The sequence below is a fragment of the Actinoplanes sp. NPDC023714 genome (assembly GCF_040639855.1).
In the GTDB taxonomy this organism is placed as follows: Bacteria; Actinomycetota; Actinomycetes; order Mycobacteriales; family Micromonosporaceae; genus Actinoplanes.
Genome location: NZ_JBFAAR010000008.1, coordinates 23,197 through 47,469, shown reverse-complemented (window position 1 = coordinate 47,469; position 24,273 = coordinate 23,197). Strand labels below are relative to the sequence as shown.

Annotated in this window: 24 protein-coding genes, 1 tRNA gene, 1 pseudogene and 1 riboswitch; of the genes and pseudogenes, 13 read left to right on the top strand and 13 right to left on the bottom strand. The window is 69.5% G+C overall.

Annotated elements, in window-relative coordinates; all coding sequences use genetic code 11:
* Positions 1 to 303: 303 nt before the first annotated feature.
* Positions 304 to 1,014 (bottom strand): GntR family transcriptional regulator, encoded by a 711-nt coding sequence (locus AB0G10_RS30160; RefSeq protein ID WP_360929142.1) that lies wholly within the window; start codon positions 1,012 to 1,014, stop codon positions 304 to 306.
* Between the two features lie 67 nt (positions 1,015 to 1,081).
* Here AB0G10_RS30160 and deoC point away from each other — a divergent pair, with 67 nt between their 5' ends.
* A complete protein-coding gene (gene deoC, locus AB0G10_RS30155; protein ID WP_360929139.1) occupies positions 1,082 to 1,777 on the top strand; it encodes a deoxyribose-phosphate aldolase in 696 nt (231 codons plus the stop codon).
* An 83-nt stretch (positions 1,778 to 1,860) separates the two neighbouring features.
* Here the strand turns inward: deoC and AB0G10_RS30150 are convergent, their stop codons facing one another.
* The gene (locus AB0G10_RS30150) at positions 1,861 to 3,096 is read right to left on the bottom strand and encodes a D-alanyl-D-alanine carboxypeptidase (RefSeq protein ID WP_360929136.1); all 1,236 of its coding nucleotides are present in this window, start codon (positions 3,094 to 3,096) and stop codon (positions 1,861 to 1,863) included.
* A 22-nt stretch (positions 3,097 to 3,118) separates the two neighbouring features.
* Positions 3,119 to 3,667, bottom strand: a complete 549-nt coding sequence (locus tag AB0G10_RS30145) for an RNA polymerase sigma factor (protein ID WP_360929133.1) — start codon at positions 3,665 to 3,667, stop codon at positions 3,119 to 3,121.
* Positions 3,668 to 3,887: 220 nt separating this feature from the next.
* Between AB0G10_RS30145 and AB0G10_RS30140 the strand changes: the two genes are divergently transcribed.
* The gene (locus AB0G10_RS30140) at positions 3,888 to 5,159 is read left to right on the top strand and encodes a serine/threonine-protein kinase (protein ID WP_360929130.1); all 1,272 of its coding nucleotides are present in this window, start codon (positions 3,888 to 3,890) and stop codon (positions 5,157 to 5,159) included.
* Here AB0G10_RS30140 and AB0G10_RS30135 read toward each other — a convergent pair.
* Positions 5,150 to 5,758, bottom strand: coding sequence for a hypothetical protein (locus tag AB0G10_RS30135; protein WP_360929128.1), 609 nt, complete (start codon positions 5,756 to 5,758; stop codon positions 5,150 to 5,152). The two genes, AB0G10_RS30140 and AB0G10_RS30135, sit on opposite strands and share 10 nt — an antisense overlap.
* Positions 5,759 to 6,040: 282 nt before the next feature.
* On the bottom strand, positions 6,041 to 7,150 hold the full coding sequence (locus tag AB0G10_RS30130; protein WP_360929125.1) for a calcium-binding protein: 1,110 nt from the start codon (positions 7,148 to 7,150) through the stop codon (positions 6,041 to 6,043).
* A gap of 145 nt (positions 7,151 to 7,295) precedes the next feature.
* Here AB0G10_RS30130 and AB0G10_RS30125 point away from each other — a divergent pair.
* Positions 7,296 to 7,371: transfer RNA gene (locus AB0G10_RS30125), tRNA-Arg, on the top strand.
* Positions 7,372 to 7,440: 69 nt separating this feature from the next.
* Here AB0G10_RS30125 and AB0G10_RS30120 read toward each other — a convergent pair.
* Positions 7,441 to 8,325: a LysR family transcriptional regulator gene (locus tag AB0G10_RS30120; RefSeq protein ID WP_360929122.1), complete on the bottom strand. Its 885-nt coding sequence runs from the start codon at positions 8,323 to 8,325 to the stop codon at positions 7,441 to 7,443.
* A gap of 70 nt (positions 8,326 to 8,395) precedes the next feature.
* Between AB0G10_RS30120 and AB0G10_RS30115 the strand changes: the two genes are divergently transcribed.
* The gene (locus AB0G10_RS30115; RefSeq protein ID WP_360929119.1) at positions 8,396 to 8,752 is read left to right on the top strand and encodes a nuclear transport factor 2 family protein; all 357 of its coding nucleotides are present in this window, start codon (positions 8,396 to 8,398) and stop codon (positions 8,750 to 8,752) included.
* Positions 8,753 to 8,804: 52 nt separating this feature from the next.
* On the opposite strand, the gene AB0G10_RS30110 is transcribed toward AB0G10_RS30115, so the two are convergent.
* On the bottom strand, positions 8,805 to 9,437 hold the full coding sequence (locus AB0G10_RS30110) for a transglycosylase family protein (protein ID WP_360929116.1): 633 nt from the start codon (positions 9,435 to 9,437) through the stop codon (positions 8,805 to 8,807).
* Positions 9,438 to 9,609: riboswitch (cyclic di-AMP (ydaO/yuaA leader) on the bottom strand.
* Between the two features lie 205 nt (positions 9,610 to 9,814).
* Between AB0G10_RS30110 and AB0G10_RS30105 the strand changes: the two genes are divergently transcribed.
* Positions 9,815 to 11,053, top strand: a complete 1,239-nt coding sequence (locus tag AB0G10_RS30105) for a saccharopine dehydrogenase NADP-binding domain-containing protein (RefSeq protein ID WP_360929113.1) — start codon at positions 9,815 to 9,817, stop codon at positions 11,051 to 11,053.
* Positions 11,054 to 11,116: 63 nt separating this feature from the next.
* Here the strand turns inward: AB0G10_RS30105 and AB0G10_RS30100 are convergent, their stop codons facing one another.
* The gene (locus tag AB0G10_RS30100; RefSeq protein ID WP_360929110.1) at positions 11,117 to 11,647 is read right to left on the bottom strand and encodes a class I SAM-dependent methyltransferase; all 531 of its coding nucleotides are present in this window, start codon (positions 11,645 to 11,647) and stop codon (positions 11,117 to 11,119) included.
* 303 nt (positions 11,648 to 11,950) lie between these two features.
* Here AB0G10_RS30100 and AB0G10_RS30095 point away from each other — a divergent pair, with 303 nt between their 5' ends.
* The 5 genes from AB0G10_RS30095 (at position 11,951) to AB0G10_RS30075 (ending at position 16,290) form a co-directional block, all read left to right on the top strand.
* The gene (locus AB0G10_RS30095; protein ID WP_360929107.1) at positions 11,951 to 12,559 is read left to right on the top strand and encodes a GNAT family N-acetyltransferase; all 609 of its coding nucleotides are present in this window, start codon (positions 11,951 to 11,953) and stop codon (positions 12,557 to 12,559) included.
* Positions 12,560 to 12,604: 45 nt separating this feature from the next.
* Complete coding sequence (locus tag AB0G10_RS30090) at positions 12,605 to 13,702, top strand: crosslink repair DNA glycosylase YcaQ family protein (protein WP_360929104.1); 1,098 nt, start codon at positions 12,605 to 12,607, stop codon at positions 13,700 to 13,702.
* Between the two features lie 19 nt (positions 13,703 to 13,721).
* On the top strand, positions 13,722 to 14,615 hold the full coding sequence (locus AB0G10_RS30085; protein WP_360929101.1) for a hypothetical protein: 894 nt from the start codon (positions 13,722 to 13,724) through the stop codon (positions 14,613 to 14,615).
* Positions 14,616 to 14,866: 251 nt separating this feature from the next.
* A complete protein-coding gene (locus tag AB0G10_RS30080) occupies positions 14,867 to 15,265 on the top strand; it encodes a TOBE domain-containing protein (RefSeq protein ID WP_360929098.1) in 399 nt (132 codons plus the stop codon).
* Positions 15,266 to 15,282: 17 nt separating this feature from the next.
* Complete coding sequence (locus AB0G10_RS30075; protein WP_360929095.1) at positions 15,283 to 16,290, top strand: radical SAM protein; 1,008 nt, start codon at positions 15,283 to 15,285, stop codon at positions 16,288 to 16,290.
* Between the two features lie 5 nt (positions 16,291 to 16,295).
* Here AB0G10_RS30075 and AB0G10_RS30070 read toward each other — a convergent pair whose 3' ends face one another.
* Both AB0G10_RS30070 and AB0G10_RS30065 read right to left on the bottom strand, forming a co-directional pair.
* Complete coding sequence (locus AB0G10_RS30070) at positions 16,296 to 18,620, bottom strand: hypothetical protein (RefSeq protein WP_360929093.1); 2,325 nt, start codon at positions 18,618 to 18,620, stop codon at positions 16,296 to 16,298.
* Between the two features lie 53 nt (positions 18,621 to 18,673).
* Positions 18,674 to 19,795: a Gfo/Idh/MocA family oxidoreductase gene (locus AB0G10_RS30065; protein WP_360929090.1), complete on the bottom strand. Its 1,122-nt coding sequence runs from the start codon at positions 19,793 to 19,795 to the stop codon at positions 18,674 to 18,676.
* A 76-nt stretch (positions 19,796 to 19,871) separates the two neighbouring features.
* Here AB0G10_RS30065 and AB0G10_RS30060 point away from each other — a divergent pair, with 76 nt between their 5' ends.
* On the top strand, positions 19,872 to 21,347 hold the full coding sequence (locus AB0G10_RS30060; RefSeq protein ID WP_360929088.1) for an MFS transporter: 1,476 nt from the start codon (positions 19,872 to 19,874) through the stop codon (positions 21,345 to 21,347).
* Here the strand turns inward: AB0G10_RS30060 and AB0G10_RS30055 are convergent.
* The 3 genes from AB0G10_RS30055 to AB0G10_RS30045 are packed head-to-tail and all read right to left on the bottom strand — an operon-like array spanning position 21,344 to position 23,104.
* Positions 21,344 to 21,478: a hypothetical protein gene (locus tag AB0G10_RS30055; RefSeq protein ID WP_360929085.1), complete on the bottom strand. Its 135-nt coding sequence runs from the start codon at positions 21,476 to 21,478 to the stop codon at positions 21,344 to 21,346. The genes AB0G10_RS30060 and AB0G10_RS30055 overlap by 4 nt on opposite strands.
* Positions 21,479 to 21,507: 29 nt before the next feature.
* A complete protein-coding gene (locus tag AB0G10_RS30050; RefSeq protein WP_360929083.1) occupies positions 21,508 to 22,152 on the bottom strand; it encodes a response regulator transcription factor in 645 nt (214 codons plus the stop codon).
* Positions 22,153 to 22,204: 52 nt separating this feature from the next.
* On the bottom strand, positions 22,205 to 23,104 hold the full coding sequence (locus AB0G10_RS30045; RefSeq protein ID WP_360929080.1) for an NAD-dependent epimerase/dehydratase family protein: 900 nt from the start codon (positions 23,102 to 23,104) through the stop codon (positions 22,205 to 22,207).
* A gap of 124 nt (positions 23,105 to 23,228) precedes the next feature.
* Between AB0G10_RS30045 and AB0G10_RS30040 the strand changes: the two genes are divergently transcribed.
* Together AB0G10_RS30040 and AB0G10_RS30035 are read left to right on the top strand one after the other, a co-directional pair.
* Entirely contained in the window at positions 23,229 to 23,354 is a 126-nt protein-coding gene (locus AB0G10_RS30040; protein ID WP_360929077.1) for a hypothetical protein, read from the top strand.
* Positions 23,355 to 23,402: 48 nt separating this feature from the next.
* Positions 23,403 to 24,224 (top strand): annotated as a pseudogene (locus AB0G10_RS30035) (DUF3604 domain-containing protein); the annotation flags it as partial.
* Between the last annotated feature and the right edge of the window lie 49 nt (positions 24,225 to 24,273).

The window sequence follows — 24,273 nt, the reverse complement described above, 5'->3', positions numbered from 1 at the left end:
CGTATATATGGACGCATCGAGATAGGTCCTCCGAACGAAGTAGATCCGCCGGAGCGTAGGTAGGCCGCATGACGATCGATTCTCTTTCAGGTAACGAAAAGGCATTCAGCCGATGAGTTCGGGCTCCTTATTGTTCGTTTTTGTACGGCCGGGACGAGGCGGGACCGTCCCCACCGGACAAATTGCTTTCCGCGGCCGTCACGTGGCCCGCCGGGGCCGCAATTACGGTCCGCCGCAATTCCGCGTCGACCGTCTGCGCGCGACGGTCCACAGCGGTTCGACGGCCTACAGCGGCTCGACGGCCTACAGCGGTTCGACTCCGAAGGCCACGTCGAGGCGGTAGCGCTCGCCCGCGTAGCGCGACTCGCTCAGCTCGAGCGGCCGCCCACTCTCGTCCAGGATCAGCCGTTCCTCGACGAGCAGGGCCGAGCCGGCCGGGACGCCCAGCGCCGTCGCGTCCTCCTCGGTGGCGGGCTGGGCGGTCAGCGTCGCCGTACCCCGGGTCGGCACCCGGCCGAGGCTCACGATCGCCTCGTGAACCGAGCCGGAGACGTCCGCGTCGAGCAGCGCGGCGAGCGCCCCGGGGTAGATCGCCCGCTCCAACGCGATCGGCTCCTCGTCGGCGAGGCGCACCCGGTGGATCGCCACCACGTCGTCGCCGTCGCGCAGCCGCAGCCGGGTCGCCTCGACCGCGGTGGGCGGTCGCAGCTCGGCCAGCAGCACCCGGGCCGACGGCTTGCGGCCCTGCTTGCGGATCTCCTCGCTGAGCCGGATCAGGTTGTCGGCACGACGGGGGCCGGCCGGCACCGCGACGAACGTGCCGCGGCCGGGAGCGCGGTAGACGAGGCCGTCGTTGACCAGCTGGGTCACGGCGGCCCGGGCGGTCATCCGGCTCACGCTGAACTCGCGGGCCAGCTCCGGCTCGGAGGGCAGCGGATCGTGCGGCCGGGACTGGGCGATCCGTGCGCGCAGCGCCTGTTCGATGCGGAAGTAGCGCGGCACGAAGTCGGGCATGCAACCACCCTAGGGCATCCCTGAGGCTGTCTAGACAACTGGCTGTCTAGACAGCTAGCGTGAAAACATGAACTTCACCGTCCCGCAGATCGCGAAGATGATCGACCACTCCATCCTCCGGCCCGAGTTCACCGTCGAGGACGTGCGCACCGGCTGCGCGATCGCCGCGAAGTACGACGTGGCCTCGGTCTGCGTGCGCCCGTGCGACGTGCCCACCGCGGTCTCGCTGCTCCGCGACACGCGGGTGGCGGTCGGCACCGTGATCGGCTTCCCGCACGGCGACAGCGCCACCGAGATCAAGGTGGCCGAGACCGAGCTCGCCGTCGACCAGGGCGCCACCGAGATCGACATGGTGCTCAACATCGGCTGGCTGCGGTCCGGCGACATCGTCTCGGTGGAGAACGAGATCCTCTCCGTCGTGAAGGCGGCCGGCGACGCGCACGTCAAGGTCATCCTGGAGACGGCGTACCTCACCGACGAGCAGAAGCTGGCCGCCTGCTGGGCCGCCGAGCGGGCCGGCGCCGCGTTCGTGAAGACGTCGACCGGGTTCGCCCCGACCGGCGCGACCGTCGACGACCTCGCGCTGATGCGCTCGGCGGTCTCGGCGGCCGTGCAGGTCAAGGCGTCCGGCGGCATCCGCAGCCTGGACACCATGCTGGCGATGGCCGCGGTCGGCGTGACCCGCTTCGGCACCTCGGCGACCGCGGAGATCCTCGAGGACCTCGCGCGTCGCCAGGTGAACGTGCCGGGTGGACGGGCCTGACGCCCCGCGCTCCTCTTCTCGGCGCCTTCAGGAAGCCGGGTCGGCTTTCACCGGCCTCAAAGCTGGGTCGGCTTCCACCGGCCTCAAATCCGGGTCAGCTTCCACCAGAGGGACGGGTCCTCGACGGATCCGTCCGCACGGAGCTCCACCCGTACGGAATCAGCCTCGACCTGGCCCACCACCGAGCCGGCGGCGATCGACGGACCCGGCGGCACCGTCGTGACTGCGACCGGGACCGGAAGTCCCGGCCAGCCCACCACCTTCAGTGGCGCCGCAGGCGACACCGTGGTGGAACCGCCCCACGCGGTCTCCACCCGCCCGGCCGGCTCCGCGGCGAGCAGCTCGTATTCCTTGACGGTCTTGCGGACCGCGGCGAGCAGCTTGCGGACGTGCACGTTGACCTCGGCGAGCTGCTCCGGAGTGTTCGCGCCGGGCTGGTTGAAGACCGCGCCCACTACCGTCAGCGTGCGGCCGCCGACCTTGAGCCGGGACGCGAAGACGAGGTTGCCGCCGGCCTCGTCGGTGGAGCCGGTCTTGATGCCGAAGACGCCCTCGACACCGAGCATGTCATTGTAGTTGTAGATCGTGCCGACCACCGGGATGGTCGCCTCACGCAGCTCGACGATCTCCGCGAAGACCGGCATCTTGATCGCGGCACGAGCGAGTTCGACCTGGTCAGCGGCGGTGCTGATGGTCGTCGGGAAGAACCCGCTCGGATCGGTGTACTCGGTGTCGTCCATGCCGAGCGCGTCGGCCGCGGCGTTCATCTTCTCGACGAACGCCTTCTCGCTGCCGGCGTCCCAGATCGCCAGCTGGTGCGCGATGTTGTTGGCCGAGGGCAGCATGAGCGCCTCCAGGGCGTCGCGCTGCGTGAGCTTCTCGCCCTCGACCACGTGCACGAGGGACTGGCCGGTCGCCTTGCGGCCCTCGTAGTCCGCCACGTCCGCGGCCTTCACCGTGAGCGACGGACCTTCGGCGTCGCCGGTGAGCGGATGATCCTTGAGGATCACGTAGGCCGTCATGACCTTCGCGACGCTGCCGATCGGCTCGGCCTTCTCGCCGCCCGACCCGCCGAGACGCCCCAGGCCCTCCACCATGAGTTCGGCGGATCCGGTCTCGGGCCAGGGCAGCGACGGCGCCTTGCCGGGAACCTTGATGGTCGTCGCGATGGTCGTCGTCAGCGTCGCATCCGGAATGTCCCGAACCAGCTGGAATGTCGCGACCGCACCCACGGCGACCAGCGCCGCCGCGGTCGCTGTCAGTGCCTTCAGCCCACGGCGTTTCGTCGGTGTCGGGGTGGCAGTGCCGTAGACCGTCATCGCCCCAGTAAACAGTCGTAGATCAAGTCAAAAGGTACTCGCGGACGTGACCCCGCGCCTGATGAATCCGCGACTTCACGGTCCCCTCCGGGATGCCCAGGTGCAGCGCGATCTCCCGGTAGTCCAGCTGGCAGATGTCGCGCAGCACCATCGGCGCGACAAGGTCGGCCTTGCGGGCCTCGAGCTGCTCCAGCGCGTCCAGCAGATCCAGGCGTGACCCGGCGATCACGCTGGTGGTCCGGGCGTCGGGCACGTCGACGGGCGTCTCGGCATGTGCCTGCTCCGCCGCACGGCGCTTCAGGGATCGGTACGTCTGCCGCGCCCCGTTCGCGATGATCACATGCAGCCAGGTGCTGAACCTGGATCGGCCCTGGAAGCTGCCGATGTTGCGGGCCACCTGGAGCAGGACGTCCTGGCAGGCCTCCTCGGCGTCCTGGTAGCAGGGCAGGAACCGGGCACAGCGGCGCAGCACGCCCGGCTGGATCAGTGCCAGGAGCGTCTCCAGAGCGGCCCGATCGCCCGCGGCCGCGCGGACCGCCAGTTGTTCCTGCTCCTCGTCGCGTGCGCCCATGCCCTTCTCCCCGGTAGACGGTGACCGTGCCTTTTCGCCGGTAGCCGATGCCCCTGCTTATCGCCGGAAGCCGGCGTTAGCCGGGAGCCGGCTTGGCCGGCCGCTCGCTTTGGCCGGCCGCTGGCTTTGACCGGCCGCTCGCTTTGGCCGGCCGCTGGCTTTTCGCCGGTGGGCGGTGCCCGTGCCTTTCGCGCCGATGATCGGCGCCCATAATACGGGCGTGTCCCTACCCACCATGATCGGCCGATACCGCGTGCTCCGGCGCCTCGGCGCCGGCGCCTTCGCGACGGTGTGGCTCGCCGAGGACGACGTCCTCGACTCCCTGGTCGCGATCAAGGTGCTGGCCGACAACTGGGCACACCACCCGGACGTCCGCGCCCGCTTCGAGCAGGAGGCCCAGGTCCTGCGCCGGGCCGACTCCGAGCGGCTGGTCCGGGTGCACGACTTCGGCGAGCTGCCGGACGGCCGGCCCTACCAGGTCATGACGTACGCGGCCGGCGGCACCCTGGCCGACCGCCTCGAGTCCGGCCCGCTGCCGATCGGCACCACCGTGCGGATCGCCACCGACATCGCGGAGGCCGTCACGGTCCTCCACCAGTCGGGTGTGCTGCACCGCGACCTCAAGCCGTCCAATGTGCTCTTCGACACGGTCCGCGGTGTCGAACGGGTGCTCGTCGCCGACCTCGGCCTCGCCAAGTCGATCGCGCAGGCCTCCGGCTTCACGGTGGCGGCCGGCACTCCCGGTTACATGGCGCCCGAACAGCGCCTGCCCGGCGGCGGCCTGGACGAGCGCGCCGACGTGCACGCGATCGGCGCGATGACGTATCAGATGCTGACCGGCCGAACCCCGGCACTGCGTGCCCCGATCACGCCGTCGAAGCTGCGCCCCGGCATCCCGCGCCAGCTCGATCGCGTCGTGATGCGGGCGATCGACGCCGACCGTTCCCGCCGGTTCCCGACCGCCGCCGCGTTCGCGGCCGCCCTCGACGTGCCGCCCAAGACCCGCCGGATCCGGCACGCCTCCTGGGTGGTGCTGCCGCTCGCCGCCCTCACCACGACGGCCGGCGCCACCGTGCCCGGCGGCACCCCGCCCGGCTGGGTACGCGTCGCCGACCGCACCGGAACGATCTCCGTGTCCGTTCCGGAACAGTGGGCCCTCCAGTTGCGCGACAGTGGATGGGAGACCCCGGCCGGGGAACGTCCCGGCCTCCGCGTCTCCGCCGACCTCGCCGACAGCGACGCACCCGGCGTCTTCGCAGGCCTCTTCACCGAGTCGGCAGGTCCCACACCCCCGTCGCATGGGAACTGCACACGCCTGCCCGAACGCCGGGTGGTCGCTGCCGGCCGTACCGGGGTCGCACAACGCTGGACCGGATGCGAGGCGGCCTACACCGAGGTCCTCCTCGACGGCGTCTACCTGCAGATCACACAGGTGGACGGAACCGACCGCACCGATGACGTACTGCGAACCCTCCGGCTCGATCACTCGTAGCAGTCCTGCTCCCGCAGCTGGAGCTGCAGGTAGCTGACCTCCCCGTCGGTGATCGAGATGTTGTAGTACGCCTTGCCGTTGCCGGGCACCTTCGCCCAGCCGCGCCCGGTCAGGCCCTCGTCCGTGAGGCTGCGCCAGTCCGGGTATGCGCTCTTGACCGCCTTGGCCGTGCTGCCGAGCTCGATTCCCTCCGGCGTGGCCAGCCCGGCGTAGGCGGTGATCGACGCGATGCCGAGCTCCGTAGAGAGGAAGACGGGCGCCTCGTCCTCGGTCACGTAGTCGGCGTTGCACCTGTCGTTGCGCTCTCCGAGATCCACTGTGGTCACCAGGCCTGTGGCCTCGGCCCGGGCGGCGGTCATGCCGAGCTTGAGCTTGCCGAGGCCGGCAGGCCCGAGGGTCGCTCTTGCAGCCGACTTCGCGCTCGCATTCGACGATGGCGACTTATCCGTATTTGTCGCCCGCATCGCACTCGCCGTCGCACTCGCGGTCGCACTCGCGGTCGCACTCGCCTCGCCCGGCTGGACCACACCAACCGGCGCGGCCTGGCCGTCGAGCCGTTCCGGGCCGCCACACCCGCTCGCCAGCGCAGAGATCGCCACAATCCCGGCGATGGGAGCCCTGCGTCGCATCACTCCGCCTCGTGGTTCTCGAAGTCAGCAGTCCTGTCACCAGGTGCGATGCGCGTGATCGGCCTCTGGTTCTGACATCGAGATAACGGAAGCATAACGAGCTGTTCGGCGCTCGCCAGCGCGTCCGCGATGGCATCCACGAGCCAGGAACCCGCAAGGCCGTGACCCTCATTCCCGAAGGTCACGGCCTTGATCGTTCCGGATCAGGCGGTGCTCGAACCCCTCAACCGCCCGTCATGCAGTCAACTTCTGTCAGCGCTCGCACCCGACCACGGTGTCGCGCTTGCCGGCGACGCACTCGTCGCCGCGCGGGCCGTTGGTACCGCCGTCGAGGCGGTCGGCCACGTCGGGCCGGTCGGCGCCCTCGAGCCAGTCGTCACCGGCGCCGCCGTAGACCTTGTCCCGGCCGTCGTCGCCGAACAGCCAGTCGTCGCCCGCGCCGCCGTAGACGACGTCGTCGCCGATGTAGGCCTGGATCGTGTTGCTCGCCGCGTTTCCGGTGAGCCGGTCGTTGCCCGACCCGGCGGCGATGTTCTCGACATCGGCGCCGACCGTGTCGCCCTCGCCCCTCAGGCCGTCGTCACCCCGGGATCCGTCCAGGTCGACGGTGATGGACTTGGTGTAGGCGCCGTAGTTGACGTAGTCCGTCCCGGAACCGCCGAGCATGACGTCGGCGGCGGTGCCCTCGGTGTATTCGTCTCCCGTCAGGGAGTCGTTGCCGGAGCCACCGTCGAGGTAGTCCCGCCCCTGGTACCCGTCCAGGTTGTCGGATCCGGCCTCGCCGTAGATCTTGTCGTTGCCTTCCTCACCGAACAGGTAGTCGGTGCCGTCGCCGCCGCGCAGCGTGTCGTTCCCGGCCCAGCCGTGGATGGTGTCGTTGCCGGTCCCGCCGTAGATCGTGTCGTTGCCGAAGCGGCCGTCGATGTAGTCGTTCCCGGTGCCGCCGGACAGCCGGTCGCCGAGCGATCCTCCGGTCAGGCGGTCGTTGCCGGTGCCGGCGTCGGCGGTCATCCGCACACCGGTCTTGTTGGTGATCGAGTCGTTGCGGTCGTAGGTGTAGACCCGCACCCGCGTCGGCGACTTCGACAGGCTGCAGCGGACCTTCGTCTTGTCACCCTTGACCTTCTTGCAGCCCTTGCCGGCCTTGACCGCGACCCGATCGTCGATCGTGACGGTCCGGCCGGACCGCGTGACGACCACCTTGTTCTTCGCGCCGGTCGCCGCCTTGTATTCCACGGTGGTCTTGCCGACGACCGCCACGACCCCGGCGGAGGCCGCTTGGGCGGGCGCCGCGATCAGACCGGCGGACACCGTCGCGAGCAGGGTGACGCCGGCACGGGCCAGCCAGGCAGAAAGTGTCATGTGAATCCTCCCCCGGACCCGGCGGGTTGATCACCGCGCAGGGAGCATGATCATAGAACGGTACCGTTTCGACGTCGAGATGCCCTGACGACGCCAGCGGTGCTCGCTCATGGCGGCGGGAAGGTCGGGTAACATGACGCTTCGCGCCCTCGTAGCTCAGGGGATAGAGCATCGGTTTCCTAAACCGTGTGTCGTAGGTTCGATTCCTACCGGGGGCACCACTTTCCTCTGCCGCCCTCCCGGCCCATCCGGGAGGGGACTGTTCTTCGGCGTACCTCTCTATGGTTTTGTCAAAAGACGGCCCGGCAATGGCGCAGAAACGCTGCCAGGGCCGGGCTGCTGCGGTCCTGCCAGACCAATGCCAGCAGCGCGGGTATCTCGATGCCGTCGATCGGAATCGCGGTCAGGTCGGGATAGGCGGCGGCCATCGACTCGCTGAGGACCGCCACGCCGAGCCCGCGGCGAGCCAGGCCGGCGACGGTGTCCGGCGAGGTGGCCGCGAGAGCGACGGAAAGATCAACACCCAGCGCGGCGCGGGCTTGATCGAGCACGTCACGGATGCCGGTTCCCACCGGCAGCGAAATGATCGGGTACGAGGGCAGCGCGGTCACCGGGAGGCGTGCCCGGCCCGCTATCTCCTGGCCGAGGAGCGCGCTGTCCGGCGGGACGAGCGCGACGAGCCGTTCGCTGACTATCACGTGGCTCGCGAGGTGCTCGGGAGGCTCACCTGCCAGCCCGGCCAGCGCCAAATCTAGGTCGCCGGAACGAACGCCGGCCACGAGTTCGCCGGAATTCGCCTCCACCAGTTCGACGTCGATGTCGGGATGTTCGCGATGGAAGGCTGCGAAAGCATCGAAAAAGGGCGCCACCTCGCATCCGATCACCATGCCGATCCGGAGGCGCCCTCTGACCAGCCCGTACACGTCATCGATCGCATCGCGCAGATCGGCTGCGGCGTCGAGTGCCGCGCGGGCGTGCCGCAGTGCCGCCTCACCCGCGTCGGTGAGGCGCGCGACGCGGCCCGAACGGTCGAAGAGCTGGGCGCCGAGCTCGTGCTCCAACGCCTTTATCTGTGCGCTCACGCCCGACTGGGTGATGTGCACCCGCTCCGCGGCGCGGGTGAAGTTGGCCGTCTCGGCGACCGCCACGAAGTACTCGAGCTGACGCAAGTCCATGAGTCATTCTACTGATTGCCAGAAGAACTATGCGTTGGACTTGTGGCGTGCCCTGCGGAACGCTGAAGCCATGACCGAGCAAGCGCACCGACCCGAAGACCTGACCAGGCTGTTCGTCGAGCGTGCAAACGCGAAGGACGCCGACGGCCTGGCTCTCTTATATGAGGAGGATGCAGTGATGGCATACCCGCCGGGCGGCCAGACGCGTGGCCGCGAGGCGATCCGCAAACTATGGGCCGAGTTGCTGCCCCACATGCCCGAGTTCGAGCCCGAGCCGCCGCTTCCGACGCTGATCAGTGGCGACCTGGCTCTCACGTCCACGCCGCCGAGCGACGGTTCGGGCGCGCGGGCTCAGGTCGCACGACGACAGCCCGACGGTACCTGGTTGCGCGTGCTCGACCAGCCGGAGTTCCGGCGACCCGAGTGACCGACCGTCCGGGCGCCCCGAGCGGGACGCCCGGAGTCTCCTTCGCCCGCTCCTAAAGCCTGATCCGCTGACCGACGTAGACGCGGTGAGGGTTACGGAGGACGTCGTCGTTGGCGCGGTAAAGAGCACGCCACCCACCGGCGATGTCGTGCCGGTCGGCGATGCGCGCGAGAGTGTCGCCCCTGCGGATGACATAGGTGCGCGTGGCCGACCGCGAGTTGACCGAAGCGCTCTCCAGAGCTGCGCTACGGCCGGCTGCGGTGCGAACCGTGCGAGCAGCGGTGGAGCGCGCCGCACGGGCCGGAGACTTACGAACCGCTTTGCGGCTCACCTTGACGTTCGCTCGCTTGCCGCAGTGCGGCCAAGCGCCGATTCCCTGTCCACGCAACACACGCTCGGCCACACGGATCTGCTCGACCTTCGTGGCCTGATTCGCGGTCCGGGCGTAACGCGTACCGCCGTAGGCACGCCACGTGCTGCGGCTGAACTGGAGGCCGCCGTAATACCCGTTTCCCGTGTTGATGCGCCAGTTGCCCCCGGACTCGCAGTGGGCGACGGCGTCCCAGTTCACGTCGGCCGGCACGGCCTGCGCAGGCGCGGCGGCGCCCAGCAGGCCCACCGAACCGACGAGACCAGCGACGGCTAGACCGAACGCCAGGTTGACCTGCTTTCGGATTTGCACCATTTCAGTTGTCCTCCACGCCTGCGAGGTCAGCTGTCGGGTTCGGGCAGAGTGGCCCGGCCGCATTGGGCGGCTTCACCCCAAGACGCGTCAGCGCCGAGGAACTCTTGGGTCCCCCGCTCCATGCCTTGAGTTGTGATCCGTGGTCGGCGGCAGGATTCGGCGTTCCGGCCACGGTGCCCGCTCCTGGCGGGCTGCCGACTGAATGTCAACGAACCGATGGCGCGCTACGCCTGGAACCGGTCCGGTGCTGCTGTTAACCCAAATTAGCCCTTTGATCCGAGCTTGTATGGATAACTCGTCAGATTTTCGCCAACCCGCCTACCAGGAGGTTCGCTATGTGCTGCGCACTCTCCACCGAGGGTGCACAATCGGCAGCCATGACCGATCAAGCGCGCGAGTTCGACGTGATCGTCTATGGCGCCACGGGTTTTGTCGGTGTCCTCGTCGCACGGCACCTCGCCGGATTCGCGCCGGCGGGCACACGGATCGCCCTGGCCGGACGGTCGCCGGAGAAACTGGAAGCAGTCCGTCAGCGGCTGAAGGTCGACTGGCCACTCGTGGTCGCCGACGCCACCGACGCTGCTGCGCTCGACACGATGGCCGCTTCGACGCGGGTGGTCATCACGACAGCCGGGCCATATGCGAAGTACGGCCGGGTTCTCGCCCATTCCTGCGCCAAAGCCGGGACGGACTATGTCGACCTGACCGGCGAGGTGCTGTTCGCCCGGGACAGCATCGACGAGAACCACGAGCTCGCCCGCAGTACGGGTGCGCGGATCGTGCACTCCTGCGGATTCGACTCGATTCCCTCCGACATCGGCGTCCACGTGCTGCATTCGCAGGTACAGGCCGACGAGGCGGGCGAGCTGACCGACACGACGTTGGTGGTGACCAGCCTGCGTGGCGGGGTGAGCGGCGGCACGATCGACTCGATGCGGTACCAGGTTGACGTGATGAGCAAGGACCGCGGACTTCGGCGGATCGGGGCCAGCCCCTACTCGCTGAGCCCGGATCGGCAGGCCGAACCCGATCTCGGCCGGCAGGAGGACATGGTCACCATGCCCGCCTCCGAAGTGGATCCCTCGCTGCGCGGACACCTGGCGCCGTTCGTGATGGCGTCATACAACACGCGCGTGGTGCGGCGCAGCAATGCGTTGCGCGGCTGGGCGTACGGCCGGCGGTTCCGGTACCGCGAGGCGATGAGCGTCGGCACCTCGCCGCTCTCCCCCGTGCTGGCGATCGGCACGAAGGTCGCGCTCGGCGGGCTGTTTGTCGGCCTGGCGGTGCCGCCGGTCCGCTACGTCCTGGACCGGGTCCTCCCGAAACCCGGCACCGGGCCGAGCGAGCAGAGACAGAAGTCCGGGCACTTCACGATGGACGTCTTCACCACGACGACGACCGGTACGCGATACACGGCACGATTCCGGGCGAAGGGCGACCCGGGCTACGCGGCGACAGCGGTGATGCTCGGCGAGGCCGCGCTCGCCCTGGCGCTGGACAGAGAGAAGCTGCCGAAGTCTGAGGGCGGGGTGCTGACCCCGGCCACAGGCATCGGCGACGCGCTGGTGGACCGGCTCCGGACCGCCGGCATGGAGATCACGGCACGAAAGCTCTGAGCACGGAGCCGGATTGCCGCAAAGCAGGAGTTGCGGTCGCTGAGACAGCGACGGATCAAAAGTTCACAGCGGATTGCGGGCTATCACGTCGAACACGTGCCAGTGCTTGGGGCCGCTGAAGGCGGGACCGGGGGCGTCTTCCTCGTGCCAGTGTTCGACCTCGAGTCCGGTCAGCAGGGCTCGCAGATCGCCCTCTGACAGGAAGGTCATGGTGGGATCGCCGGACCACGAGTCGCGTTCGCCGAAGAGGTTCACGGCCAGGCGGGCGCCGGGTCGCAGGGCGGCGCGCACGAGGGTCCACAGGCGATCGAAGGAGGTACGCGTTTGGTAGGGCAAGGAGTATCCGGCGTAGATCAGGTCGGCGGCCGGCAGTTCTGACAGGTCCTCGAAGGCGCACACGCGCACGGTGAGCGCGGGGTGCCTGCCTCCGAGGGTGCGGAGGAGACGAAGTTCGGTTCCGGGCTCGCTGTCGTGGGCGAATACCCGCCAGCCGTCCGTGAGCAGGGCAGCGGTCTCCCGGCCGGCGCCACAGCCGAGATCGACAGCGACTCGCTTCCGTGGGCTGGCGCTCGGAACCGAGTCGGTCAGGGCCATGGCTTGGCGGCACAGTTCGCGTACTGGGCGAGTGGATTGGTTCGCGTTGTAGACGGCCCAGTGTCCGGGTGCGTGCCTCATGAGCTGATCATGCCGAAGCAGTACGACGCCGGAGGGCGCACCCATGGCCGGGCACGCCGGAACGATGTGAGCGCGGTGCCAGGGTGCTGGCGGCGTACGGATGAAGATCTGACAAAGGAGGGCATATCGTTATTGAGCGCTGGTCAAGAGCGGTATCGACATGCCGACTGGATATCGATCGCGACTAGCACCGACCGGGCCTTTGTGGGCAGGATTCGGAAGGTGACCGCCGACCCGTTGCCCTATCCGCTGAGGCTGACGGGAACCGGCATCGTCCTGCGCGAGTGGCGTCCGGACGACCTGGACGATCTCGTCGGCCTGCTGGATGAACCGGAGATCGCGCGGTGGACGCCGATGCCGTCACCATTCGACGCCGATGCGGGTCGCGCCTACCTGAAGCGGGCCCAGCAGGGACGCGCCAACGGCAGCCGGATTCAGCTCGCGATCACGACGGATGGTGGACGACCGGTCGGAGAGGTGCTGCTCTTCGCCGTGAACCCGGAGTTGCGGGAGGCGGAGCTCGGGTACCTGATCGGCCGGCCCTTTCGGCGGCGCGGGCTCGCGTCCGGAGCGCTGTCGATGCTGTCCGGCTATGCGTGCCACACGCTGCGGCTTCGCCGGCTGCTGTTGCGGATCGACCCGGCGAACGTGGCGAGCACGGCGGTGGCGCGGCGATGCGGGTACTGGTTGACCGGTGAACCGCCGATCCACCAGGAAGGACCCTATGGGCCCACCACGCTGGACACGTGGGAATACGTCGACGGGCGCTCCGGGACGCGGCAGGAACGGCTGAGAAATGTCGCAGCCCGGCGGTACGGTCGTCGCACCTGAGAAAAGGCAGGCAGCGCTCCGACGGTCGGTGAATGGAGAGGGCGCATGGTCAGTGTGGATCGTGCACGGGTTATGGCTTTCCGGGTGAGGGCGCTTGGACTGGACCGGCGCGTCGATGTCCAGCCTGCCGATTTGGGGGTGCTGGATCTCGGTGTTCAGCAGTACATGCCTGACTCCGCTGAGGTGGCGCTCACCGCTCGGACCAGTGCGGAGCCGGCCGACGAGCGTTTGATCGCGGTGTGGGCCGCACGCGGGGCGCCGCATCTACATCGACGTGAGGATCTGCTGGCGCTGAGTGGGCAGCTGTGGCCGCTCAGCGAGGAGGATGCCCGTTCGCGGATCAAGAGTGGGCAGATTCCGGATGGTGTTGCGCTCGGGATTCGGGCGTTCACGGCTACGGCCGAGGCGTTGCGTGAGGTGGTCACCGGTCCGATCGCCAGGGGCGCGGCCAGCACCGAGGTTAGTAGGCGGGTGCCCGTCGAATTGACGTACGAATGCAGGTCTTGCAAAGCGCGACATATCGCGGGCCATGTCTGGCAGCAAGCGGGTCTCGCCGGTGGTGTGCAGGTTCTGTCGCGGGGCAAGGATGCGCAGCTCGGCCCGATCGAGGATGCTCCGCCGGTGCCTGCCGTGAACGCGGGCATCGAGGGGATCATCGCGAACTACCTGCGGTTCCTCGGGCCGGCCGGGCCGGGCGAGGTGGCCAAGTATCTGGGTGGTTCCGCGGCTGAGATCCGCAAGGTGTGGCCGTCCGGTGATCTCGTGGAGGTCCGGGTCGACGGCCGGAAGGCTTGGCTGCCCGAGTCGGAGATGGCGGCGCTCGAGACAGCCGAGCCGGTCAAGGGTGTGCGCTGGCTGCCTGGCATGGACCCGTTGTTACAGGCGCGCGATCGTGACCTGCTGGTTCCGGACCGGGCCGCGCAGAAGGAGGTGTGGCGGGTCCTGGGCAATCCGGGCGTTCTGCTCGTCGACGGGGAGATCGCCGGGGTCTGGCGGGCGCGGATGGCCGGGCGGAAACGGGTCGACCTGACGGTGAGCCTGTTCGACGGGTTGTCCGCGTCCCGGCGCAAGGAGGCCGAGAAGGAGGCTGCGGAGGTGGCGCGGGCGCGGGGAGTTCCCGAGGCCACAGTGGCGTACGACTGATTGCTGCGAGACTGGGCCGATGCCCACGATCGGATTTCTGCACACGGCGGATGTTCATGTCGAGACGTTCCAGCAGTTGATGGCGGAGTTGGCGCCGGGCTGGGCGGTGCGGCATGTGGTGGACGCGTCGCTGCTCGCGGACGCCCGGGTCGATGGGGTGACGCCTGAGATCGCGGATCGCACGCGGGCGCGGCTGGGCGAGCTGGAAGCCGCTGGCGCCGACCTGATCGTTTGTACTTGTTCGACCATCGGGGCGGTCGCCGAGCAGGCATCGAGCGGCGGGGATCGTGGGGGTGCGAGAAAAGGCGCAGGCCGGGAGCGCTCCGCGGGCGAGGTGGAGCGCGGGCATGGGCCGAAAGGCGCGGGCGCGGAGCACGCAATGAGCGGCACGGGCGCGGAGCACGCGATGAGCGGCACGGGCGCGGCGCACGCGATGAGCGGCACGGGCGCGGCGCACGCAAAGAGCGGCGCGGGTCGGGGGTCGGGTTCGGCGTGGGTCGGGGGCTGCTGGGAGTCGGAGGGCCCTGTCGGGGTGCCTGTGCTTCGGGTGGATCGGCCCATGGCTGAGGTTGCGGTTGGTATGGGTGAGCGGATCGCTGTGGTGGCCACCGTTGAATCGACTCTGGAGCCGACCATTGCTCTGCTTCGGGAGAGTGCTTCTCGCTCCGGCAAAGCGGTCACCGTTGTTTCTGCGCTCTGCCGGGACGCTTGGGTGCATTTTGAGAACGGGGAATTCGAGCTCTATCACCAGGTGGTCGCCGAATTCGTTCGCGGGGTTGCCGGGCGGGTTGATGCTGTTGTGCTGGCTCAGGCGAGCATGACTCCGGCCGCCGGGTTGCTTGATGGGTTGCCCGTGCTCACCAGCCCTCGGACCGCCGTTCAGCGTGCTGTCGAGATGGTCGGACTCGGCTGAGAGTGGACCGGCGCCGGCCAGGACCGCGGCCGGAAAGCAAGGCAGCCGGAAGGCCAGGCGGCGGGAAGAGCCAGGCGGCGGGGAAGCAAGGCGGCCGGAAAAGGCCAGACAGCGGGGAAGCAAGGCGGCCGGAAAGACCAGGCTGGAGGAGCAAGGCGCCAGGAAGAGGAAGGCGCCAGGAGAAGGCCGGCACCCAGAAGAGGAAAAGCGCCCGCAAAGACGTCCGGAACGGCAGGGCTAGGGTGATCGGCGTGACGACTTTCCAGATCGGGGATGCGGCCGAGCTGCTCGGCGTCAGCACCGACACGGTTCGCCGGTGGGTCGACGCGGGCCGTCTGGCCGCCAGCCGTGACCAGCAGGGACACCGGGTCATCGACGGCGTGGACCTGGCTGCTTTCGTGCGCGGTCAGGCGGCCGGCCCGGACGAGCGCGCCGACGAATCCTCGGCGCGCAACCGCCTGCGGGGCATCGTCACGGCCGTCGTGAAGGACACCGTGATGGCGCAGGTGGACATTCAGGCGGGCCCGTTCCGGGTGGTCTCGCTGATGAGCCGGGAAGCCGTCGACGAGCTGGACCTGCAGGTCGGCTCGGTGGCGGTCGCCGTAATCAAATCGACGACGGTCGTGGTGGAGAGAGCTACCAGACGATAAGTTTCCTCCGTCCCGGGATGGGCATGCCCGGCGGCATGCGGACCGACCTCGACCCACCGCTCCCCGCCCACCTCCAGGTGGAAGTCACCTCGGCGTGCAACCTGCGCTGCACGATGTGCCTGGTCCGGTACCGGCCGCCGGTCAACAAGCTGGCCGGGGCGATGGCGCCGGACCTCTTCCACCGGCTGGTCAGCGACGTGCCGCTGCGGCAGCTCACCCTGCAGGGGTTGGGCGAGCCGCTGCTCTCGCCGTACCTGCCGGAGATGATCGCGGCGGCGGTGCGGCGCGGCATCCGGGTCGGCTTCAACACGAACGCGACGCTGCTGACCCGCAAGCGCGCCGAGGAGCTGGTGGCGAGCCGGGTCGACTGGCTGCACGTGTCGCTGGACGGCGCGAGCGCGGCGGCCTACGAGAGGATCCGGGACGGCGCCCGCTTCGAGACCGTGATCGACAACCTGGCGGGGCTGGTGCGGGCGAAACGCGCCGCCGGCAGCGCGACGCCGTGGATCCGGGTGGTCTTCGTGGCGATGCGCGACAACGTGGCCGAGCTGCCCGAGCTCGTCCGGCTGCTGGATCGGATCGGCGTCGACGAGCTCCGCGTGCAGAACCTGTCGCACAGTTTCGACGACACCGATCCGGCCGGGCGCTACGAGGAGATCCGCACGTTCACCGCCGATCAGGCGCTCTGGACCGGCGCCGATCGCGAGCGGGCCGAGGCAGCTTTCGCTGCGGCCAGGCGGGTGGCTGCGCATTCGGGGGTACGGGTACGCCTGCCGCGCTTCGACGACGAGGGTGGTGGCGGCTGCACCTGGCCCTGGGACGCCGCCTACGTGACCAGCACGGGGGTGGTCCAACCGTGCTGCATGGTGATGGGCGATGACCGCGTGTCCCTGGGCGACCTGACCGAGAGCGGCTTCCCGGAGATCTGGCGCGGTGAGCCGTACCGGGAGTTCCGCCGCCGGCTGTCCAGCGCGGAGCCGCCCGAGGTGTGCCGGGGCTGTTCGCTGTACCGGCACACCTTCTGAGCCGCCTACTTCGTGAAGGTGAAGTATCTCCAGGCGCCGTACGTCGTGTAGTTCGCGCTGTCGCCGGACGTCCCGGTCAGGTACGCGGCCCGCACCCGGTACTTCACCCCGGTCTTGTGCGTGCCGGTCAGCGTGAACGTGTACTTCCCGGCCGCGTTGAGCTTGAAGGTGCCGGTCTTCCACGCCACCCACTTGCCGCCCGAGTACCGCTCGAAGGTCAGCCGCTGCTTGCGACCCGGGTACGGCGTCATCGTCGTGGTGAACTTCGGGTGGGTCTTCTTCCGCACGTGGTAGTACGAGTTCTTGACCTTGTAGTGCTTGGTGACGGCGGTGGAGACGGCCACCCTGGTCCGCAGCGTCGACGTGACGGTGCGGGCGGCGTACCGGGTGTCACCGGTGAAGACGGCGCTGAACGTGGTGTCGCGGGTCAGCTTGAAGGTGGCGCTCAGGTCGCCGGCCCCGTTGACCGTCCCCTTCTTGACGAGCCGCTTCGCCTGGTCGGAGCCGTACGGGTCGGCCCAGATCTCGACGGTCCGGTTCCTGTGGGTGGCGCCGAGGCGCGCCGTCATCGTGACCGTCGCGTTGTAGGCGTTGACGCTGCCGTTCCGGTTCAGCGTGAGCGTCGGCGTGCTCTTGGCGACGACGATCGACACCTTCGCCGACGACGGCTTGCGGACCGCGTCACCGGCGTAGGAGACCGTGTAGGTGACCGTCCCGCCGACCTCCGGGTGGTCGCGCGCCGTGAACGTCCCGTCCGCCGCGGTGGCCAGTTGCTGCAGGTTCTTCCCGGCCGGCGTCTCGGCGTCGGCCCGCCGCACGGTGACCGGGGTGCGGGCGCCGATGCCGCTGCCGGTGAGCCGGCCCTGGATGGCCACCACCGCGTTGCGCTTCGACGTGGCCGGCGCCTTCAGCGTGATCGCGGTCGCGGCGAGGGCCGGCGCCGGGGCGGTGACGACCTTGATCGAGATCTGCGCCGACGACGGCGCGTGGGTGGCGGTCCCGGCGAACGTGACCGTGTAGGTGGCCGTGCCGGCCACCGGCGGCGTGTCCATGAACCCGAACCCGCCCGACGCGTTCGTCTGCCAGGACGGAATCGTGACGCCGGCCGGCGACGCCGGGTCGGTCCGGCGCACGGTGAGCGCGGTGCCCATCGGGACGCCGCCGGTGATGGTGCCCGACACGCTGACCAGTTCGCCGCGGGGCGTGGTCGCCGGCGCCGCCAGGGTGATCGCGGTGGGCGTGGCGGCCGGGACGCTCGGGCTCGGGATGACCGTGGGGGTGCCGATCGTCCAGAGGCTCTGCGCGCCGGACTCCTCGGTGGTGAGCGCGAAGAGCCGGTCGCCGCCCGGTTCCCAGGCGAGACCGGTCAGCTGGGGCGCCGCCGCCGTGATCGGGAAGTCGAACTCCCGGGCCGCGGTGCCCTCGGCGTCCCGGAAGAGGCGCAGGTCGGTCTGGTCGCCGGCCGGCGGGAGACCGGCTGCGAGCCATCCGCCCGCGGCTGCCTCGACGGCCAGGGCCCGGCTCATCGCGATGGTGCGGGACTGGAAGCCGCCCAGATCGTCGGCCCAGGTGTAGTAGGCGCCGCCGACACCGCCCACGTAGATCATCCGGCCGTCGGCCGTGTACTCCAGGGCGGTGTGCCCGTAGAGACCGGTCCGGGTCGTGGCCACCAGCGCGGGCGTCGCCGCGCCGATGTCGTAGAGGAAGACGTCGCCGCGGGTGTCCGCGTCGGTCAGCACCAGCCGATCCGGGTCGGCCGGGCTGGCCGCGATGAGCGGCTGCCGCGGCGAGGCCGAGGTGTTGGTCCCGCTGCCGAGGGTGTGCTTGACGACCTCACCGGTGGCCGGGTCGAGCGAGGCGAAATAGTTCTTGTTGTAGGTGAACCAGACCTTGTCCGCGGTGACCGCGAGGTTGCCCAGGTCGTAGGCGGCGATCGGGTAGCGCGCCTTCTCCTCGAGCGTCGCGGCGTCCCACGAGATGATCACGTTGGGGCCGGGGACGATCGCCCAGAGCCGGCTCGAGTCCGCGGAGAGCTCCAGGTCGCCGGCGTTCGCGCCGTCCGGGAGCGCCACCTCGGAGACCACCGCGCCGGCGTAGCCGACCGCGAGGACGCGGTGGGCCACGTCGTCGGCCACCAGCAGGCGGTCGTTGACGCCGTCGACGACCATCCGGTCGGCGTGATAGCCGGTGACGGCGTGCCGCTGCTCGCCGGTCAGCAGTGTCGGCGTGGTCGCCGCCGAGGCCGGGCCGGTGGACAGGTCGACGAAGAACATCGAGGCCGCGACGAGCACGCTCGCGGCGAGCGCAGATCTGGTGACGCGCTGGGACAACGGATCTCCCCCGTGGTGCTTGACGAAGCGCGCCGACTCTACTCTGGAGATCATTAATTGGAAACGACGAAACGGTTGCGACCTGTCGACGCGGAGTCGGCGATCGCCTCGAGGACCTCGGCGGCGCGGATCGCGTCGGCCAGGGTGGGGCCGTGCGGCGTGCCGTCGGCGATCGAGCGGAGGAAGAGGGACGCCTCGACGACTTTGAGGTCGTCGTAGCTCATCGGGATGGCGGCGCCCGGCTGGAAGGCGCCGAACTCGCCATCGCCGGGGCCGACCGAGAACGGGCCGGCCGGGATCGTGGCGGCGCCGGCGCGCAGCTCGCCCATCCGGCGGAAATCCCAGCTCAGCGCGCCGGCCGTGCCGTGGATCTGGAAACCGTAGGCGTTCGGTGAACCGGTGGCGACCCGGCTCGCCTCCAGCGACACCCGCGCACCCGATCCGAGCCGGAGGAGTGCCCCGACCCAGTCCTCGTTCTCCACGGCGCCCAGTTCGCCCGTACCCCGCTCATGGCCGGAAGTGACGCCCAGCGGGCGTCGCCGCTGCGGGATGAGGATCGCGCTGGCCGCGGAAGTCGAGACGATCTCGCCGAGCAGATGCCTGATCAGATCGACGGCGTGCGAACCGAGATCGCCGAGTACGCCGCTGCCGCCGCGCTCACGTTCGAAACGCCAGGTGAGAGCGTCGTCCGGGGAGGCCGCGTAGTCGCTGAGGAAGCTGAACCGGGCGTGCGTGACCGTGCCGATCGCGCCGTCGGCGAGCAGGGCCCGGGCTCTCGCGACGGCGGGCGCGTGCCGGTAGTTGAACCCCACCGTGACCTGGCCGGGACCGGTGATGGCCCGCGCGTCGGCGGCGGAGAGCCCGACCGGCTTCTCGATCCAGAGGTGCCGGCCGGACGCGGCGACGGCGGCCCCGATCTCCCGGTGCAGGAAGTTCGGCGCCGTGACGCTCACCGCCTCGATCCGCGGGTCGTCGAGCAGCTCCCGCCAATCGAGCGTGGATCGGGCGAAGCCGAACTGCCGCGCCGCGGAGGCGGCCCGGCCGGGAACGTCGTCGGCCACCGCGATCAACTCGGGCGCCGGGAGATCCGGGTAGTGGTGGCGGACCCGCGCGTAGGCCTGCGTGTGCACGCGGCCCATCCAGCCCATTCCGATCACGGCGACACCGAACGTCATCAGCGGCCTCCACATGCGTAGCTGTGAGGTTCCTGGGTATCACGGGGTCAATGTCACTCGATATGGAGGGACGTCCATGACAGCAGAAGCGGAACAGCGGACCATCCGGAGCCTGATCCCCGCCCGGATCGACCGGCTCAGCTGGTCCCCGTTCCACACCCGCATCATCCTCGCGCTCGGCACGGCCTGGGTCCTCGATGGACTCGAGATCACCGTGGCCAGCGCCGTCGGCCCGGTCCTCGCCGAGCAGGAGACCTTGGCTTTGAGTTCGACCCAGGTCGGCCTCATTGCCACCGTCTATCTGCTCGGCGAGGTGTTCGGCGCGCTCTTCTTCGGCCGGCTCTCCGACGCGCTCGGCCGCAAGAACCTCTTCATCGTGACCCTGGCCGTCTACCTCGGCGGTAACGCACTCACCGCCCTGACCTGGGGTAACGGCCCTGCCGCACTGGTCTTCCTGTATCTCACGAGGTTCATAGCCGGAGCCGGTATCGGCGGCGAGTACGCCGCGATCAACTCCGCCATCGACGAGATGATGCCGGCCAAGTACCGCGGCCGGGTGGACATCGGGGTGAACGGCACCTACTGGGGTGGCGCCATCATCGGCACGCTCGGCACGTACATCCTGCTCAACAACGTGGATCTGAACCTGGCTTGGCGGATCGCCTTCCTGCTCGGCCCGATCATCGGCGTCGCCATCTGGGGTCTGCGCCGGCACCTGCCGGAGAGCCCGCGCTGGCTGGTCATGCACGGCCGCGAGGAGGAGGCCGAGGAGAACATCGCCCGGATCGAGCGGGCCGCCGAGGCCTCCGGCCAGACGCTGCCGCCGCTCGACGAGTCCAAGGCGATCGACATCCGGCCGACCAAGCCGCACGGCTATCTCTCGCTGCTGCGGGTGCTCTTCCGGCTCTATCCGGCGCGGTCGACGCTCGGCGCCACGCTGATGATCACGCAGTCCTTCCTCTACAACGCCATCTTCTTCACGTACACGCTGGTGCTCACGAAGTTCTACGGGGTCTCCGAGAAGGCGGCGCCGCTCTACCTCGTGGCGTTCGCGCTGGGCAACCTGATCGGACCGCTGACCATCGGGCGGCTCTTCGACACGGTCGGCCGGCGCAAGATGATCGCGGGGACGTACCTGCTCTCCGGCATCCTGCTGGCGATCACGGCGTTCCTCTTCGACGCGGGCGCGCTCAACGTGGTGACGCAGACGATCGCCTGGAGCGTGATCTTCTTCTTCGCCTCGGCGGGGGCGAGCTCGGCGTACCTGACGGTCAGCGAGATCTTCCCGCTGGAGATCCGGGCGCAGGCCATCGCGGTGTTCTTCGCGATCGCCCAGTGCTTCGGCGCGATCGGCCCGGTCTTCTACGGCGCGCTGATCGGCGAGGGGGACGACCCGGGCAAGCTGTTCATCGGGTACCTGATCGGCGCCGCGGTGATGGCGGTCGGCGGCCTGGTCGAGGCGTTCATCGGCATCGACGCCGAGGGCAAGTCGCTGGAGGACGTGGCCACCCCGCTGTCGGCGGTGACCACGCGACCCCGGGCCACCGGTTAGTCCTTCACCACCCGGAACGTCTTCAGGGTGGGGTCGCTCGCGTCCGGCAGCTTCAGCACCGCCGTGTGGATGGAGATGCTCGAGCCGCCGGTCGTGAGGACCGCCTGAAGGGCACCGATCGCGTCGGCCATCAGCGCCTCGGCGCCGGGCTCCCGGCCTCTTAGAGCAGGCCGGCGGCGCCGGCCAGGGCCGCCGCCTCGGTCCGGCTGGAGACCTTCATCTTGCGCAGCAGGGAGGCGGTCAGGCGCTTCACCGTACGTTCGGACACGTGCAGCAGGCCGGCGATGTCACTCGTCGACGAGCCCCCGGCGATCAGCTTCAGCAGCCGGCGGTCGTCGTCGTCGAGGTGCGACGCGGCCGGATGCGGCTGCTGGGGACGCGCCTGGTCGAGCAGGGTGGTGAGCAGCGCCGGCGGCACCACGGCCCAGCCCTCGAGCGCGGCGAGCAGCGGCTGCCGTAGTTCCGCGACGTCGGCCGAGCGCCGCAGCACACCGGCCGCTCCGGCGTGCAGCGCCTCGACGGCGAGGGCCGGGTCGCTCTCGTCGGCGAGCGCCACGATCCGGGTCTGCGGCGCCGACTCGCGCACCAGCGTGACCGGGTGCCGGCCGCCTCCCGGAGGAAGCGCCGGATCGACCAACACCAGGTCCGGCATGGCAGCGCGCATGACGCTGCCGACCTTCGCCGCCTCGCCGGTCGTGGCCACGACGGTCGCCCGACCGCCGCTGACCTCCGGTATCAACCCTTCCAGGGCGCGGACGAAGGAGGCGTGGCCGTCGACCACGACAACCCTGATCCCGTTCTGCATGGAGCCGGGATCCCCCAATCCCGGAAAACCATTCCTACGAAATATCCCGGTGTCAGCGGGGGTGCGCCGCCACGAACTCGGCGACGTATTCGTCCAGCCGGCGCTCCGGCCGCCAGCCCAGGCCGGCCGCCTTCGTGATGTCGGCCTGACCGCGGGTCCGCTCCCCGCGCAGGGCCGGGAGCAGCACGAACTCGGTGCCGAACATCTTCGCGACCTCGGCGAGCGGCCACTCGTGCCCGGCGCCGAGCAGGTAGCCGTCGCCGGCGCCCTGCCGGGCCACCAGCACGATGCCCCGGACGATGTCGTCGATGTGCGTGAAGTCGCGGGTCTGGGTGCCCGGGGAGACCACCGTGAGCGGCTCGCCGGCCAGGTACTGCCGCTCGAAGATGCCGATGACCGTCGCGTACTTGCCGTTGGTGATCTGACCCGGCCCGTACACGTTGTAGAAGTAGGTGATCGCGTAGTCGAGACCGAACCAGTTCGCGTAGTTCTTGATGTACTCGATGTTCTTGGCCTTGGTCCAGGCGTACGGGTTGAGGTTCTCGTCCTCACCGTCGTTGCCGAACTTCGAGCTGGAACCCGCGTAGATCAGCTTGGCGCCGTGCCCGGCCGTGAACTTCACGACCTCCTTGGTGCCGAGCAGGTTGAAGTCCCAGGTCAGGTCGTGATCCTCGAACGACTGCACGATCCGGGAGTATTCGCCGAGGTGGAAGACGATCTCGGGGGCGGGCAGCCCGCGGCCGGCCCAGATCTTCGCGATGTCGACGGTCGAGCCGTCGATGTAGGTCACCCGCGGGTCGTTGACGTGGTTCTCCGGCGACCCGGTGAAGTAGTTGTCGAGCGAGACGATCGCCGCGTCCGGGTATTCGGTCAGCAGCGACCTGACCAGGGCGCCGCCGACGAAACCGGCGCCACCGGTGACCAGCAGGGTTCGGCTCAACGTGTTTCCCATCTCCCGGTGCTCGAAGCGCCGACCAGGCTACCAAGCCGACAGTCCGTTTCCGGATCCCCCGCCGTTCACCTGTCAGACATTCACAAACCTCACTGTGAGGCCATGACAGATCAATCACACCCTCATGTCGGACGGCGACGGCGACCCGGCCCGCGCCTACGAGTCGATGCGCTCGGCCGGGCTCGACATCGCCGCCCTCACCGACCACACCACGCTCCTCGCGGTGAACGGCCTCAGCAGCTCCGAGTAGAACCGCACCGGACAGCTCGCCGACGCCGCGAACACGCCCGGGGCCTACACCGCGCTGCGCGGGTTCGAGTGGTCGCATCCGCTGCTCGGCCACGTGAACGTCTGGTATACGGGGAGTTTCACCGACCTGGGCGGTTCCAGCAGCATGTCCCGCCTCTACAACTGGATCACCGCGTCCGGCGGGATCAGCGGGTTCAACCACCCCGGCCGGGAACTGCTGTGGTTCAACGACTTCTCCTACAACGCGGCGATGCGCGAGCAGATGGTCGGCCTGGAGATGTTCAACCGGGGCGACGACTACCTCTTCGACGGCTGGTCGAGCGGGCAGAGCTCGCCGCTCAACGCCTGCCTCAACGCGGGCTGGCGCACCGGGCTCACCGGCGTGACCGACGAGCACGGCACCGAGTGGGGCTATCCCGAGGGCAAGGGCCGCACCGGCATCTGGGCCGCCGAGAACACCCGGAACGCGGTGCTCGCCGCCATGCGGGCGCGGCGCTTCTTCGCCACCCGCGTGAGCGGCCTGCGCCTGGACGCGACCGCCGCGGGCGTACGGATGGGCGGTGTTCTGCCCTTCACCAAGGGTGACGTGCGCTTCGCCGTCGACCTCGACCGCGGCCCGGAGTGGGCGGGCAAGCCCTTGAAGATCCAGGTGCTGCGGCCGGGCACCCGGGCCCCGCAGGTGGCCGACGTGATCGACACGACGGCCGGGGTGGTCACCGAGTTCACCGTGCCGCTGGATCTGGCCGACGGCTCCTGGGTGGTGCTGCGGGTCTCGGACCCGACGCAGGCGAACGCCTCCCCCGGCCCGTCCGGCCACCCCGCCAACGACTGGGGCGTGGCGTATTCGAGCCCCTGGTGGCTCACCGCCTGACCTGCCCTCTGCCCCCGATCCACAGGACCGGGGGCGGAGGATCAGCGGG

Bases quoted from the DNA above. Each gene is read 5' to 3' on its own strand.
- AB0G10_RS30120 (WP_360929122.1), bottom strand. From the start codon at position 8,325: ATGGACTTGCGTCAGCTCGAGTACTTCGTGGCGGTCGCCGAGACGGCC.
- AB0G10_RS30115 (WP_360929119.1), top strand. From the start codon at position 8,396: ATGACCGAGCAAGCGCACCGACCCGAAGACCTGACCAGGCTGTTCGTC.
- AB0G10_RS30100 (WP_360929110.1), bottom strand. From the start codon at position 11,647: ATGGCCCTGACCGACTCGGTTCCGAGCGCCAGCCCACGGAAGCGAGTC.
- AB0G10_RS30060 (WP_360929088.1), top strand. From the start codon at position 19,872: ATGACAGCAGAAGCGGAACAGCGGACCATCCGGAGCCTGATCCCCGCC.
- AB0G10_RS30110 (WP_360929116.1), bottom strand. From the start codon at position 9,437: ATGGTGCAAATCCGAAAGCAGGTCAACCTGGCGTTCGGTCTAGCCGTC.
- deoC (WP_360929139.1), top strand. From the start codon at position 1,082: ATGAACTTCACCGTCCCGCAGATCGCGAAGATGATCGACCACTCCATC.
- AB0G10_RS30145 (WP_360929133.1), bottom strand. From the start codon at position 3,667: ATGGGCGCACGCGACGAGGAGCAGGAACAACTGGCGGTCCGCGCGGCC.
- AB0G10_RS30045 (WP_360929080.1), bottom strand. From the start codon at position 23,104: ATGGGAAACACGTTGAGCCGAACCCTGCTGGTCACCGGTGGCGCCGGT.
- AB0G10_RS30085 (WP_360929101.1), top strand. From the start codon at position 13,722: ATGCCCACGATCGGATTTCTGCACACGGCGGATGTTCATGTCGAGACG.
- AB0G10_RS30160 (WP_360929142.1), bottom strand. From the start codon at position 1,014: ATGCCCGACTTCGTGCCGCGCTACTTCCGCATCGAACAGGCGCTGCGC.
- AB0G10_RS30150 (WP_360929136.1), bottom strand. From the start codon at position 3,096: ATGACGGTCTACGGCACTGCCACCCCGACACCGACGAAACGCCGTGGG.
- AB0G10_RS30105 (WP_360929113.1), top strand. From the start codon at position 9,815: ATGACCGATCAAGCGCGCGAGTTCGACGTGATCGTCTATGGCGCCACG.
- AB0G10_RS30040 (WP_360929077.1), top strand. From the start codon at position 23,229: ATGTCGGACGGCGACGGCGACCCGGCCCGCGCCTACGAGTCGATGCGC.
- AB0G10_RS30065 (WP_360929090.1), bottom strand. From the start codon at position 19,795: ATGACGTTCGGTGTCGCCGTGATCGGAATGGGCTGGATGGGCCGCGTG.
- AB0G10_RS30075 (WP_360929095.1), top strand. From the start codon at position 15,283: ATGGGCATGCCCGGCGGCATGCGGACCGACCTCGACCCACCGCTCCCC.
- AB0G10_RS30090 (WP_360929104.1), top strand. From the start codon at position 12,605: ATGGTCAGTGTGGATCGTGCACGGGTTATGGCTTTCCGGGTGAGGGCG.
- AB0G10_RS30055 (WP_360929085.1), bottom strand. From the start codon at position 21,478: ATGGCCGACGCGATCGGTGCCCTTCAGGCGGTCCTCACGACCGGCGGC.
- AB0G10_RS30050 (WP_360929083.1), bottom strand. From the start codon at position 22,152: ATGCAGAACGGGATCAGGGTTGTCGTGGTCGACGGCCACGCCTCCTTC.
- AB0G10_RS30130 (WP_360929125.1), bottom strand. From the start codon at position 7,150: ATGACACTTTCTGCCTGGCTGGCCCGTGCCGGCGTCACCCTGCTCGCG.